We start from the raw sequence: 13,197 nt of genomic DNA on the forward strand, positions 1-13,197 counted from the left end.
TTGCCGTCACGGATCCGTTAATGACGAAAATAGGCAACTTATTCTCAGGGGGCAAGTTGTATTTCGTTTTTACCCCAACAATGAATAAAAATTGCGAGTCTGTTTCAGAAAATAAAGTTGATCTTTCACGTCATCGGGGTTACTGTACATCCATACAGTAACTCACAGGGCTGGATTGATTATGTACACTTCAGGCTACGCAAATCGTTCTTCGTCATTCTCTTCTCAATCGAACAACATAGCGCGCGTCTCTTCTGAGAAAGTGTCTGCTGGACTGATCAGCGAAGTGGTCTATCGCGAAGACCAGCCCATGATGACGCAGTTACTGCTGCTTCCTCTTCTCCAGCAACTGGGACAGCAATCTCGTTGGCAGCTCTGGCTGACGCCGCAGCAAAAGTTGAGCCGGGAATGGGTTCAGTCTGCAGGACTTCCTCTGACGAAAGTGATGCAAATTAACCAGCTTTCCCCCTGTCATACGCTGGAATCGATGATTCGCGCATTGCGTACTGGAAACTACAGTGTGGTCATTGGCTGGCTGGCGGAAGAGCTAACGGAAGCAGAACATGCTGACCTGGTGAAAGCGGCTAATGAAGGAAACGCAATGGGCTTTATCATGCGTCCAGTGAGTGCGCATTCCCATGCCACGAGACAGCAAAGCGGGCTAAAAATTCATTCAAATTTGTATCACTGAGTAAATTTAGGATTTATCCTGGATTTTTTTTTCCTCCTGGACCTCTGGATCGAGGCTGAATGCTCTTTTTCCGGGAACGCTTGTCAGAAGCGGTTTCCGCGTTATTTTGCCGAACATTCTGCTGCGCAAAATTTATAAATATTATTTATACAAGCATTTTTTTTTCATATGCCTGACAGAGTTCACACTTGTAAGTTTTCAACTACGTTGTAGACTTTACATCGCCAGGGGTGCTCGGCATAAGCCGCAGATATCGGTAGAGTAACTATTGAGCAAGTCCCCCGGTGAAGGATTTAACCGTGTTATCTCGTTGGAGATATTCATGGCGTATTTTGGATGATAACGAGGCGCAAAAAATGAAAAAGACAGCTATCGCGATTGCAGTGGCACTGGCTGGTTTCGCTACCGTAGCGCAGGCCGCTCCGAAAGATAACACCTGGTACACTGGTGCTAAACTGGGTTGGTCCCAGTATCATGACACTGGTTTCATTCCTAACAATGGTCCGACCCACGAAAGTCAACTGGGTGCAGGTGCTTTTGGTGGTTACCAGGTTAACCCGTATGTTGGCTTTGAAATGGGTTACGACTGGTTAGGTCGTATGCCGTACAAAGGTGACAACATCAACGGCGCATACAAAGCTCAGGGCGTTCAACTGACCGCTAAACTGGGTTACCCAATCACTGACGATCTGGACATCTACACTCGTCTGGGTGGTATGGTATGGCGTGCAGACACCAAAGCTAACATCCCTGGTGGCGCTTCATTCAAAGACCACGACACTGGCGTATCCCCAGTATTCGCTGGTGGTGTTGAGTGGGCAGTTACCCGCGACATCGCTACCCGTCTGGAATACCAGTGGACTAACAACATCGGTGATGCTAACACCATCGGTACTCGTCCAGACAACGGTCTGCTGAGTGTAGGTGTTTCTTACCGTTTCGGTCAGCAGGAAGAAGCGGCTCCGATCGCTCCGGCTCCGGCTCCGGCTCCTGAAGTACAGACCAAACACTTCACCCTGAAGTCTGACGTTCTGTTTAACTTCAACAAAGCAACTCTGAAACCAGAAGGCCAGCAGGCTCTGGATCAGATGTACAGCCAGCTGAGCAACCTGGATCCGAAAGACGGTTCTGTAGTGGTTCTGGGTTACACTGACCGTATCGGTTCAGACGCTTACAACCAGGGTCTGTCTGAGAAACGTGCACAGTCTGTTGTTGATTACCTGATCTCCAAAGGTATCCCGGCTGACAAAATCTCCGCACGTGGTATGGGCGAATCCAACCCGGTTACCGGCAACACCTGTGACAACGTGAAAGCTCGTGCTGCCCTGATCGATTGCCTGGCTCCGGATCGTCGCGTTGAAATCGAAGTTAAAGGTATCAAAGACGTTGTAACTCAGCCTCAGGCTTAAGTTCTCGTCTACGAAAAAACCCCGCTCTGCGGGGTTTTTTTTTACGTCGGCTTCCAGCAAGAAAACTTCAGAGAAAATTACTCTTTTCCCAACAACGCCTGTAAGTCCTGCTTTAGTGAAGACATCTTATTGGCATACTTCTCTTTATTTTCAGCATCCTCGATGAGCTGTACCACCGTCTCCGATAATGTTTTACCGCGTCGCTGCGCCAGTCCTGCCAGCCGTTGCCAGACAATAAACTCCAGATCGATAGATTTCTTTCGCGTATGCTGATGCTCAGCGTTGAAATGCCGTTTTCGCCTTGCGCGTATCGTCTGTTTCATCCGGTTTAGCAATGCCGGGTTCATATGTTCATCAATCCAGAGATTCACCCGGACCGGCTCGTTTTCCAGCGTAAGCAACAAATCCACGGCTTCCTGCGCTGCGCTGGTTTCCAGGTAACGAGTAATTAATTCCCCTTCGCGGTGCTTCTTCACCAGATATTTCCACTTCCAACCGCTTTCAAGATTCTCAAGTTGTTGATATTTCATGGCGATCTCAATGTTACCGTGTCACTCTTATCAGAATATCAGCTTTTTCAGCATCTGAAGAAAAGAATCTTCAGGCTGTGAGCGACTCTGCACCCTCTGTATCGTTTGCTTTCGCTTTCCACGTGTGAAGCGATGACGGTTACGGTATAATCGCGTCTTTTACAACAGACTAAAAAACATCAACTTTGACCATTACGAAACTTGCATGGCGTGATCTTGTACCTGATACCGAAAGCTATCAGGAGATTTTTGCACAGCCACATCTGACTGAAGACAACAACACGTTACTCAGTGATACTCAGCCTCGCTTACAATTTGCCCTTGAGCAGTTGCTGCAACCCCGGGCTTCATCCCCGTTCATGTTGGCCAAGGCGCCAGAAGAGCTTGAGTACCTCAATCTTCTTGCCGATGCCGCACGTGCGCTACAGCATGACGCTGGTCGTCTGGTTGGGGGCCATTATGAGATTTCAGGTCACACAATCTCCTATCGTAATGCCGAACAGGCAGAAAACAATTTTGCCACCCTGTCACAGGTCGTAGTTGCTGACTGGGTTGAGGCAGAGCAGTTATTTGGTTGCCTGCGTCAATTCAATGGTGACATTACGTTACAGCCGGGACTGGTTCATCAGGCCAATGGCGGCGTGCTGGTTATCTCACTGCGCACACTGTTAGCACAGCCCCTGCTATGGATGCGCCTGAAGGCGATTATCAGCCGCGAGCGCTTTGACTGGGTTGCCTTTGATGAGTCGCGCCCACTGCCCGTCTCCGTTCCTTCTATGCCGCTTAAACTAAAGGTGTTGCTGGTCGGTGAACGCGAATCACTGGCTGATTTCCAGGAAATGGAACCCGAACTGGCCGAGCAGGCTATCTATAGCGAATTCGAAGATAACCTGCAGATCGTCGATACCGAATCGATGGCGCAATGGTGCCAGTGGGTAACGTGGACCGCGAAACGTAACCACCTGCCTTACCCGGCGCCCGACGCCTGGGAAGTGTTGGTTCGCGAAGCAGTGCGTTACGCCGGCGAACAAGATACTCTCCCGCTCAATCCACTTTGGATCATCAGGCAGTTCACAGAAGTCGCACCGTTGTGTGAAAGTGAAACCTGCACAGGTGAACAACTGAGTCTGATGCTTGCCCAGCGTGAATGGCGTGAAGGCTTCCTCGCTGAACGCATGCAGGATGAGATACTCCAGGAACAGATTCTGATCGAAACCGAAGGCGAGCGGATCGGTCAAATTAATGCCTTATCGGTGATTGAGTTTCCAGGCCATCCGCGCGCTTTCGGGGAACCTTCGCGTATCAGTTGCGTGGTCCATATTGGCGACGGCGAATTTACCGATATCGAACGCAAAGCCGAACTTGGCGGTAATATTCATGCCAAGGGGATGATGATCATGCAGGCGTTTCTGATGTCAGAGTTGCAGCTTGAGCAGCAACTCCCCTTCTCCGCCTCACTGACCTTCGAGCAGTCCTACAGTGAAGTGGATGGCGACAGCGCTTCAATGGCCGAACTGTGCGCGCTTATAAGCGCTTTGTCTGATGTCCCGGTAAACCAAAGCATTGCCATTACAGGTTCTGTCGATCAGTTTGGTCGCGCTCAGCCAGTCGGCGGATTAAACGAAAAAGTGGAAGGTTTCTTTGCGATTTGTCAGCAGCGCGAATTGACGGGCAAGCAAGGGGTGATCATTCCATCTTCCAATGTCAGACATCTCAGCTTGCAGCCCGCACTGCTTCAGGCCGTAGAAGAAGAGAAATTCACAATCTGGGCGGTGGATGACGTGGCCGACGCGTTACCGCTCTTGTTGAATCTGGTGTGGGATGGCGAAGGCCAGACAACGCTGATGCAGACTATCCAGGAACGTATCGCTCAGGCGACGCAACAGGAAGGACGTCACCGTTTTCCGTGGCCGCTACGCTGGCTGAACGGCTTCTTTCCGAACTGATCGGACTTGTTCAGCGTACACGTGTTAGCTATCCTGCGTGCTTCACTAAAATAAGGCTTACAGAGAACATGGTAGATAAACGCGAATCCTATACAAAAGAAGACCTTCTTGCCTCTGGTCGCGGTGAGCTGTTTGGCGCAAAAGGCCCGCAGTTGCCTGCCCCCAACATGCTAATGATGGACCGTGTCGTCAAGATGACCGAAACGGGCGGTAACTTTGACAAAGGTTATGTAGAGGCAGAACTGGATATCAATCCGGATCTTTGGTTCTTCGGATGCCACTTCATCGGCGACCCAGTAATGCCGGGCTGCCTGGGGCTGGACGCGATGTGGCAGTTGGTTGGATTCTATCTCGGCTGGCTCGGTGGCGAAGGTAAAGGCCGCGCACTGGGTGTAGGTGAAGTGAAGTTCACCGGGCAGGTTCTGCCTACCGCGAAGAAAGTGACTTACCGTATCCACTTCAAACGTATTGTTAATCGTCGTTTAATTATGGGCCTGGCAGATGGCGAAGTGCTGGTTGATGGTCGTTTGATCTATACCGCAAACGATCTGAAAGTCGGTCTGTTCCAGGACACTTCCGCATTCTAATCCAGAGCAAATAGATTGCCTGAGCGCAATTTACGCCAGGGTTTTAAAAGGCGAAACCTCCGCGATGCGGAGGTTTCTTTATTAAAGAGACAGAATCAGGCCATTGCCACCCTGTCAGCCATGGCTTCTCGCCAGCCTCCTAGCCAGTACGATCTCTGATTCAGCGTCTGATAGGGACACATTTCTTTTGAGCGTCCGGCGATGCCGGCCTGATAACCACGTTGATGTGCCCGTTCCAGGCGATCTCGTTTTTGTCTCTTCATGCCTCGTTTCCCTCATTTTCATATCTGGTGGAAAAGATAACAGTGATTACGAAGTGTGCAATCACACTAAACGAATACCGCGTATTCCCTGTTCCGTCAATGCGCAAAATTCACACCAATGTCATATTTGTGAGCTACCGAAAAACTCAGTTGTACAAAAAATGTGAGGCGGAACAGGTTCCTGGTTCCTGTTTTTGGCATAAAAAAACCGCCTCAGGTTGTGAGCCTGAAGCGGTCAGATTTACAAAAATTTAAATTACGGCATACGTTTCAGTTCCTGGGCAATCGCTACAGCTTCCTGCTGCCAGACGTTTGCCAGAACTTTCACCATCTCATCGTAGCCATCCTGTGTTTGGACGGCTTCAATGTGGAAGGGACGCTTAATAAGCTGTCCCTGATGGTTGAGCAGCCATTCACCGCTCACAACAACCTTGCCATCATAGCGTCCGTGAAAGCCTGTTACCGTTACGTTGAGCGTATCCTGCACACTCCCCAACGGTTGAGAGGCCACTACCCAGCCCGGAAGTTGCGCACTCAGATTCGCAACCAGCGTATTGCGTAACTGCTGGTCCAACGGGCTGGCCCACAAGTTGTTATTGGCAATCACGTACTGAACATCACTGGTCTGATAAACTACGCCATTGCCAGCCAGATAATCCGGCACCGCAACCTGTTCAACCCATAACAGACGGCTGCCCTGGTTCGCTGTGCTTTGCACACCTCCCTGAGCGACGGGAAGCTGGTAATAGCTTTTGTTATCTCCGCTGGAGCTGCATGACGCCAGCCAAAACGCCATCATCACCACTAGCCACTTTTTCATTGTTTCGCCCTCTTCGGCTCTGGATCTTTCTTGTCCTTCGCTTCAAATACCAGCGCGTTGCTCTTCTCATTCAGCGTTTTCAGCACAGGCTGCAACTCACGGAGAACCTGATCAAGACGCTGCATATCAGCCACCATCTTGTTGTAAGCGGCAGATCCCGGCTGGAAGCCCTGCATGCTGCGGTTCAGTTCACGCAAGGTGTTCTGCATATCCGCTGGCAACTGTTGCATTGACTGACTGGAGGTAATCTTGTTCATGTTATCCAGCGTCGTTTGCAGATGTTTCATTGTGCGCTGGCTTTCATTTAGCGTATTGGTTGCCTGCTCAATCATCGGATTCAATGGCAAGTTATTGATCTTATCCAGTGTTTCCACCAGTCGCTGCTGAATTTGCGCAAAACCACCACTTACCGTCGGGATGATTTGATAACCGTTAAACTCCCGAACCCCCGTCAGCGGTGGCTCTTTCGGGTAGAAATCCAGATCGACGTACAGCGCACCGGTCACCAGATTTCCTGTTTTCAGCGAGCCACGCAAGCCGCGTTTAAGCAGGTCAGCCAGATGCGCCCCGACATCCGTTTCTTCACCCAATTGCGCTTTCAAACGCTCAGGTTCAATACGCACCAGAACGGGAATACGGTAATCGTTGTTAAACACCTGACGCATATTCGGTGAGAAGAACGGCACTTTGCTTACCGTCCCCAGACGAATACCGCGGAATTCCAGCGGCGCGCCGGGCTGGAGACCACGAATCGAATCTTTAAAGAACATCAAGTAATCGATATGGTCGGTATAAAGCGAATCCTGAATGCTTCGCTGATCGTCGTAAAGACTGAAGGCGGCCTTTTCGACAACTGGCTGGCCTTGTTCTAGTCCGTCGGGCACATCAAAGCTAACACCGCCACCAAACAGGGTAGTCAACGAGCCCATTTCAACACGCATTCCCGCCGACGTCAGATCCACTGCAATACCGCTGTCTTTCCAGAAACGGACGTTGCTGGTCACCAGACGATCGTTTGGCGCATTGATAAACAACTGATAACTGATGCTACGCTTCTGCGGATCGAAGGTACTGGTTTCTACCGATCCGACGCGATAGCCACGAAAGAGAACCGGATCCCCTGGACTAAGTTGCCCGGCTTTTTTACTCTCAAGTACTACGCGGATCCCTTTCGCATCAGGTGGCGCCAGCGGCGGCGCATCCAGCAACTGATAATTTTCCAGTTTGCTGCCTTTGTTTCCGGGTTGCAGCTCAATGTAGGCACCAGAAAGCAGCGTCCCTAAACCGCTGATCCCTTCACGTCCAACCTGTGGTTTAACTACCCAGAAGACGGAATCTTTATGCAATAGCTTTTCCATCCCAGAGTTCAGACGCGCTTTGATTTCAACGTGCGTCAGGTCGTCGGTCAGCGTCGCGCTCTCCACAACACCCACATCAACGCTGCGGCTTTTGATGGTCGTTTTCCCACCCTCAATACCTTCTGCGTTCGTGGTTATCAGCGTGACCACGGGTCCCTGATGGCTGTAGTGATAAAACAAAACCCAGGCCCCGATGAGTGCGGTGACGATGGGAAAAATCCACACGGGAGACCAGTTTTTTACCTTCTGGACTTTAGCTTCCCCACTTTTAGATTCCATGTTGTCAGGACTCCTCATGGCCTGGTTCGGGTTCACGATCCCACGACAAACGCGGGTCGAAGGTCATCGCAGAAAACATTGTCATAATGACGACTAAAGCAAACATCAACGCACCCATAGCAGGATAAATATTCATTAAACCTCCCATGCGCACCAGCGCAGAGAGTACCGCGATAACAAACACATCGATCATTGACCAACGACCGACAAATTCAACAACTTCATAAATCAGGTGCATCCGCTCGCTGTCGCGTTTACCGTGCCCTTTAGCATCCCAACAGAGCCAGGCAATCGCGATCATCTTCAGCGTCGGCACCATAATACTGGCGATAAAGATAACCGCCGCCACCGGATAGGAACCTTCACTCCAGATTAAGACAACCCCTTCGAGGATCGTTGAGGGCAATTTCGACCCCAGCAGATCGGTAATCATGATCGGTAAGATATTGGCCGGCAGATACAGCATTATCGACGTGAACAGTAATGCCAGCGTCCATTGCAGACTGTTTCTGCGACGTACATAGCCTTTTGTTTCACAGCGCGGACAAACATGTTCATCCGCCGGAAGAATAGCCGTACAGCAAGGGCAGGAGCGCAACCCCTGGCGAATGCCCGGAATACCGGGCGTTAATGGTTGCTTAATTGCCGGCATTGGGGCGATATCATCCCATAGCCAGCGACGATCAACGCACTGGAAAGCGCGCAACTGCAGGATGCAAAAGAAGCACCATGGGATAAAGCTGCTGCCGACGCCAATATCGCCATACGCCATGAGTTTGACGAAGCTCACCAGTACGCCAGCGAGGAATATTTCTGCCATTCCCCAGCTCTTTAACTGAAATAAAATGCGCGCAAGCTGGGCTTTGAGTCGCTCTGGCATTTGAGCGCGGTTAACCAGCAAAAGAATGGTGAACAGGCAAAACGCAGGGACCAGTTGTACAAACAACAGAAAGAAAGTGCCAAGACTGGCATAGTCTTCTGAGAAGAGAACGCGGGGAATTTCCAGCAGCGTCACTTCACTGCTCACCCCTGCGACATTCATATTCACAAAAGGAAACAGGTTAGAGAGCAACAGCATGAACAGGGCAGCTAAAACATAGGCAGTGGGACGCTGCCTCGGCGCGTCCCACACGGTTGTTAGCGTTGTGCCACATCTCGGACAGGCCGCTTTCTGCCCATGCTCAAGGTGGGGTAACGCCACCAGCATGTCACACTGCGAGCACAAAATGTGCTTTGCGGCATGATGATGATCGCACATATGCGCTCCTTTAATTATGCGCCGTTTTTCAATGCTTCAAGATACTCCCAGCGCTCAAAGGCCTGCTCAAGTTCTTGTTCCGCGTTTGCTAAATCTGCTAACACCTGCTGCGTCTGTTCATGAGGCTGGCTGAAAAAGGCCGCATCGGCAACTTGCGCCTGTAACGCCTCCAGTTTCGCTTCCAGCTCTTCTAACAACTGCGGCAATTGCTCCAGTTCGCGCTGCAGTTTATAGCTTAGTTTGCTACTGCCGCGTTTTACAATTTCTGCTTTCGGGGCAACTACTTCCTCTGTTTTTTTCACGGCAGGCTGTTTAAAAGCCAGATGTTGCTCCTGCTGACCACGAGCATCGTGATACCCACCGACATAACGACCTATTTTTCCGTTGCCTTCAAAAATCCAGCACTCGGTCACGGTGTTATCAACAAACTGGCGATCGTGACTCACCAGCAACACGGTCCCCTGGTAGCCATCAATCAGTTCTTCCAGTAATTCCAGCGTTTCGACGTCGAGATCGTTAGTCGGTTCATCGAGAATCAATAAATTGCTCGGCTTCAGAAAAAGACGTGCTAACAACAGACGATTGCGTTCACCGCCGGACAGCGCACGCACTGGCGTCATCGCCCGTTTCGGATGGAACAGGAAGTCCTGCAGGTATCCCAGCACATGGCGTGGTTTACCGTTGACCATCACTTCCTGCTTACCTTCCGCGAGGTTATCCATCACGGTTTTATCTGGATCCAGCTCCGCACGGTGCTGATCAAAATAAGCCACTTCCAGTTTAGTACCAACATGAATACGACCACTGTCCGCCTGTAACTGGCCTAACATCAGCTTTAATAGCGTAGTTTTGCCGCAACCGTTAGGCCCAATCAGGGCAATTTTATCGCCACGCTGCACCTGAGCAGAAAAGTCTTTCACCAGCTGTTTGCCGTCCACCTGGTAATCGACATTTTCCATTTCGAAGACGATCTTGCCGGAACGGGTCGCTTCTTCAACCTGCATCTTCGCCGTTCCCATCACTTCACGGCGTTCGCTGCGTTCACGACGCATCGCTTTCAATGCGCGAACACGGCCTTCGTTACGGGTACGACGCGCTTTGATTCCCTGGCGGATCCACACCTCTTCCTGCGCCAGTTTGCGATCGAACTCGGCATTCTGTAACTCTTCCACGCGCAGGGCTTCTTCTTTCTCAAGCAGATACTGGTCATAATTACCCGGATAGGTTACCAGTTTGCCGCGATCGAGATCGACAATGCGCGTCGCCATGTTGCGAATAAAAGAGCGGTCGTGGGAGATAAAAATGATCGTCCCGTTGAACGATTTCAGGAACCCTTCCAGCCAGTCGATGGTTTCTATATCGAGGTGGTTGGTCGGTTCATCCAGCAATAGAACGCGAGGATTGCTAACCAGCGCCCGGCCCAGTGCGGCTTTACGAAGCCAGCCACCGGAAAGCGATGAAAGCGCCGCGTTAGGATCCAGTCCTAACTGTGCCAGGACTTCGTTAATCCGGTTTTCCAGTTGCCACAGATTATGGTGGTCGAGCTGCTCCTGCACTTTCGCCAGCTCGTTGAGGTTTCTGTCGCTTGGGTCGGTCATCACCAGACGCGAAATATCGTGATAACGCTTCAGATATTCCGCCTGTTCCTCAATGCCTTCAGCAACAAAATCGTAAACCGTTCCTTCAATGTTGCGCGGCGGATCCTGTTGCAGGCGCGCCACAACCAGATCCTGTTCATAAATGATGCGTCCATCGTCAAGACCCTGCTCACGGTTGAGGATCTTCATCAGCGTTGATTTTCCGGCACCGTTACGGCCAACCAGACAAACGCGTTCGTTATCTTCGATATGCAGTTCCGCATTATCGAGAAGCGGCGCGTCGCTGAACGACAGCCATGCGCCATGCATACTGATTAATGACATTATTTATCCTTTCAGGCTGCGGTAATCAGCCAGCAGTTGTGGATCTGGCGGTTGCGGGCAAAGTCCTGGGAAAGCGTTTTTTGGGTGATTTCTTGTGCTTTCAACCCTAGTGCCGCCAGACCGTCGAGATCCATACGGAATCCGCGTTTGTTGTTGGAGAACATGATCGTGCCACCTTTACGCAGCAAACGTTTCAGATCTTTCATCAGCGCCAGATGATCGCGCTGGACGTCAAAGGCGTCTTCCATCCGCTTTGAGTTGGAGAAGGTCGGTGGATCGATAAAAATCAGATCAAACTGTTCATTGGCTTCACGCAGCCATGCCAGACAGTCAGCCTGAATCAGGCGATGCGCACGACCGCTCAGGCCGTTCAGACGCAAATTGCGTTCTGCCCATTCCAGATAGGTACGTGACATGTCAACCGTTGTGGTGCTGCGCGCGCCGCCCAGTCCCGCATGGACGCTGGCGCTACCGGTATAGGAGAACAAATTGAGGAAATCTTTACCCTTACTCATCTGACCCAGCATTCGCCGTGCAATACGGTGATCGAGGAACAATCCGGTATCCAGATAATCGGTCAGGTTCACCCACAGGCGGGCGTTGTATTCTCCAACCTCAATGAATTCCCCCTTCTCGTTCATCTTCTGATACTGATTTTTCCCTTTCTGCCGCTCACGGGTTTTCAACACCAGTTTATTCGGGGCAATTTCAAGCACCGAGAGCGTGGCGGCGATGATGTCAAACAGCCGCTGACGTGCTTTCTGCGCATCAACCGTTTTCGGCGGCGCGTATTCCTGAATCACCACCCAGTCGGCGTAACGATCTACGGCCACGTTGTACTCTGGCAGATCAGCATCGTACAGTCGGTAGCACTCAATACCTTCCTGACGCGCCCATTTCTCCAGTTTCTTGATGTTCTTGCGCAGGCGGTTGGCATAATCTTCCGCCACCGTCGCGGGCTTGCTGTCCGGCGTGGTTTCTGCGACATGGTAGTTCTTTTGCACACAGTCCAGCGGACCGTTTTTCGCTTTAAACTGCTTGTCCGCGCGCAGTTGCAGACTGCTTAGCAGATCCGGTGACGCGCTGAACAGCGAGAGATTCCAGCCGCCGAACTGGTTCTTCATCGTGCGACCAAGCAGACTGTGGAGAGCAATCAACGCCGGTTCACTGTCCAGACGTTCGCCATAAGGCGGGTTGCTGATAACCGTTCCGTATGGCCCCTGTGGTAGCGGATTGCTCAACTGCGCCACATCTTTCACCTCGAAGGTGATTAGCTCGCCGATACCTGCTCGACGGGCGTTGCTGCGTGCGCGTTCAATCACACGCCCATCGCTGTCGGAACCATAAAAATGTGAGGTGTAGTCTGCCAGGCCTTTACGGGCTCGGGTTTGCGCTTCTGCTTTTACTTCCTGCCAGATGGTTTCATCGTGCTGCGCCCAGCCGCTGAATCCCCAGCGTCCACGATGTAAACCCGGCGCGCGATCGGTCGCCCACATCGCCGCTTCAATCAGCAGTGTGCCTGAACCGCACATCGGGTCGAGCAAAGGCGTACCCGGCTGCCAACCGGAGCGCATCACAATGGCTGCGGCCAGCGTCTCTTTAATCGGCGCAAGGCCCGTGCGATCGCGATAACCGCGTAAATGCAGACCATCTCCGCTCAAATCCAGCGCAATGCTGGCGGTATCTTTATGCAGCCAGACATTCACACGAATATCCGGCGATTCGCGATCGACATTCGGTCGCGGCAGATTTTTGCGGGTGAAGGCATCCACAATCGCATCTTTAACTTTCATCGCACCATACTGGCTGTTACGAATCGTGTCATTAAGACCACTAAAATGGACAGCAAAGGTCGCGCCGGGATTGAACATTTCCGTCCAGTTGATTGCCTGTACGCCAAGATAAAGGTCTAAGTCGCTGTAAACTTTGCACTCACCCAACGGTAAAATAATGCGCGAGGCCAGACGGCTCCACATCAGGCTCTGGTATACAAGCCGGGTGTCGCCCTTAAAATGGACTCCACCCTGAACCACCTGGCACTCGGCGGCACCGAGGCTTTCCAGTTCAGTTTTTAACAGCTCTTCCAGCCCACGGGCCGTACTGGCAAACAAAGAATTCATAGCGTCACTTATAC

General features: G+C 51.4%; 11 protein-coding genes. 4 read left to right on the forward strand and 7 right to left on the reverse strand.

Translation table 11 applies throughout. The features are described from left to right. Positions 1 to 181 precede the first annotated feature (181 nt). Together sulA and ompA are read left to right on the forward strand one after the other, a co-directional pair. The gene (sulA, locus tag WB371_RS03095; RefSeq protein WP_336218666.1) at positions 182 to 691 is read left to right on the forward strand and encodes an SOS-induced cell division inhibitor SulA; all 510 of its coding nucleotides are present in this window, start codon (positions 182 to 184) and stop codon (positions 689 to 691) included. Positions 692 to 1,047: 356 nt separating this feature from the next. Further along, positions 1,048 to 2,100, forward strand: a complete 1,053-nt coding sequence (ompA, locus tag WB371_RS03100; protein ID WP_336218667.1) for a porin OmpA — start codon at positions 1,048 to 1,050, stop codon at positions 2,098 to 2,100. Between the two features lie 77 nt (positions 2,101 to 2,177). On the opposite strand, the gene matP is transcribed toward ompA, so the two are convergent. After that, entirely contained in the window at positions 2,178 to 2,630 is a 453-nt protein-coding gene (gene matP / locus WB371_RS03105; protein ID WP_336218668.1) for a macrodomain Ter protein MatP, read from the reverse strand. A gap of 185 nt (positions 2,631 to 2,815) precedes the next feature. On the opposite strand from matP, the gene WB371_RS03110 reads away from it, so the two are divergent. Next, positions 2,816 to 4,576, forward strand: a complete 1,761-nt coding sequence (locus WB371_RS03110; RefSeq protein WP_336218669.1) for a Lon protease family protein — start codon at positions 2,816 to 2,818, stop codon at positions 4,574 to 4,576. Between the two features lie 68 nt (positions 4,577 to 4,644). Then, positions 4,645 to 5,163, forward strand: a complete 519-nt coding sequence (gene fabA / locus WB371_RS03115; RefSeq protein ID WP_000227926.1) for a bifunctional 3-hydroxydecanoyl-ACP dehydratase/trans-2-decenoyl-ACP isomerase — start codon at positions 4,645 to 4,647, stop codon at positions 5,161 to 5,163. Between the two features lie 95 nt (positions 5,164 to 5,258). Here fabA and rmf read toward each other — a convergent pair whose 3' ends face one another. The 6 genes from rmf to rlmKL form a co-directional block, all read right to left on the reverse strand. Beyond that, complete coding sequence (rmf, locus tag WB371_RS03120; RefSeq protein ID WP_336218670.1) at positions 5,259 to 5,426, reverse strand: ribosome modulation factor; 168 nt, start codon at positions 5,424 to 5,426, stop codon at positions 5,259 to 5,261. Positions 5,427 to 5,682: 256 nt separating this feature from the next. Beyond that, positions 5,683 to 6,246, reverse strand: a complete 564-nt coding sequence (gene pqiC, locus WB371_RS03125) for a membrane integrity-associated transporter subunit PqiC (RefSeq protein WP_336218671.1) — start codon at positions 6,244 to 6,246, stop codon at positions 5,683 to 5,685. Continuing rightward, the gene (pqiB, locus tag WB371_RS03130) at positions 6,243 to 7,883 is read right to left on the reverse strand and encodes an intermembrane transport protein PqiB (RefSeq protein WP_336218672.1); all 1,641 of its coding nucleotides are present in this window, start codon (positions 7,881 to 7,883) and stop codon (positions 6,243 to 6,245) included. Before pqiB ends, pqiC begins: the two co-directional genes overlap by 4 nt. A 4-nt stretch (positions 7,884 to 7,887) precedes the next feature. Then, positions 7,888 to 9,141 carry a membrane integrity-associated transporter subunit PqiA gene (gene pqiA, locus WB371_RS03135; protein WP_336218673.1) on the reverse strand — a complete coding sequence of 418 codons (1,254 nt, stop codon included), beginning with the start codon at positions 9,139 to 9,141 and terminating at the stop codon, positions 7,888 to 7,890. 14 nt (positions 9,142 to 9,155) lie between these two features. Next, complete coding sequence (locus WB371_RS03140; protein ID WP_336218674.1) at positions 9,156 to 11,063, reverse strand: ABC transporter ATP-binding protein; 1,908 nt, start codon at positions 11,061 to 11,063, stop codon at positions 9,156 to 9,158. An 11-nt stretch (positions 11,064 to 11,074) separates the two neighbouring features. Then, entirely contained in the window at positions 11,075 to 13,183 is a 2,109-nt protein-coding gene (rlmKL, locus tag WB371_RS03145; RefSeq protein WP_336218675.1) for a bifunctional 23S rRNA (guanine(2069)-N(7))-methyltransferase RlmK/23S rRNA (guanine(2445)-N(2))-methyltransferase RlmL, read from the reverse strand. Between the last annotated feature and the right edge of the window lie 14 nt (positions 13,184 to 13,197).

Source organism: Citrobacter amalonaticus (assembly GCF_037053465.1).
In the GTDB taxonomy this organism is placed as follows: Bacteria; Pseudomonadota; Gammaproteobacteria; order Enterobacterales; family Enterobacteriaceae; genus Citrobacter_A; species Citrobacter_A amalonaticus_H.

Excerpts from the sequence above, each read along its gene's own strand:
- pqiA (WP_336218673.1), bottom strand. The coding sequence starts at position 9,141 with ATGTGCGATCATCATCATGCCGCAAAGCACATTTTGTGCTCGCAGTGT.
- rlmKL (WP_336218675.1), bottom strand. The coding sequence starts at position 13,183 with ATGAATTCTTTGTTTGCCAGTACGGCCCGTGGGCTGGAAGAGCTGTTA.
- rmf (WP_336218670.1), bottom strand. The coding sequence starts at position 5,426 with ATGAAGAGACAAAAACGAGATCGCCTGGAACGGGCACATCAACGTGGT.
- pqiC (WP_336218671.1), bottom strand. The coding sequence starts at position 6,246 with ATGAAAAAGTGGCTAGTGGTGATGATGGCGTTTTGGCTGGCGTCATGC.
- sulA (WP_336218666.1), top strand. The coding sequence starts at position 182 with ATGTACACTTCAGGCTACGCAAATCGTTCTTCGTCATTCTCTTCTCAA.
- fabA (WP_000227926.1), top strand. The coding sequence starts at position 4,645 with ATGGTAGATAAACGCGAATCCTATACAAAAGAAGACCTTCTTGCCTCT.
- WB371_RS03140 (WP_336218674.1), bottom strand. The coding sequence starts at position 11,063 with ATGTCATTAATCAGTATGCATGGCGCATGGCTGTCGTTCAGCGACGCG.
- ompA (WP_336218667.1), top strand. The coding sequence starts at position 1,048 with ATGAAAAAGACAGCTATCGCGATTGCAGTGGCACTGGCTGGTTTCGCT.
- matP (WP_336218668.1), bottom strand. The coding sequence starts at position 2,630 with ATGAAATATCAACAACTTGAGAATCTTGAAAGCGGTTGGAAGTGGAAA.
- pqiB (WP_336218672.1), bottom strand. The coding sequence starts at position 7,883 with ATGGAATCTAAAAGTGGGGAAGCTAAAGTCCAGAAGGTAAAAAACTGG.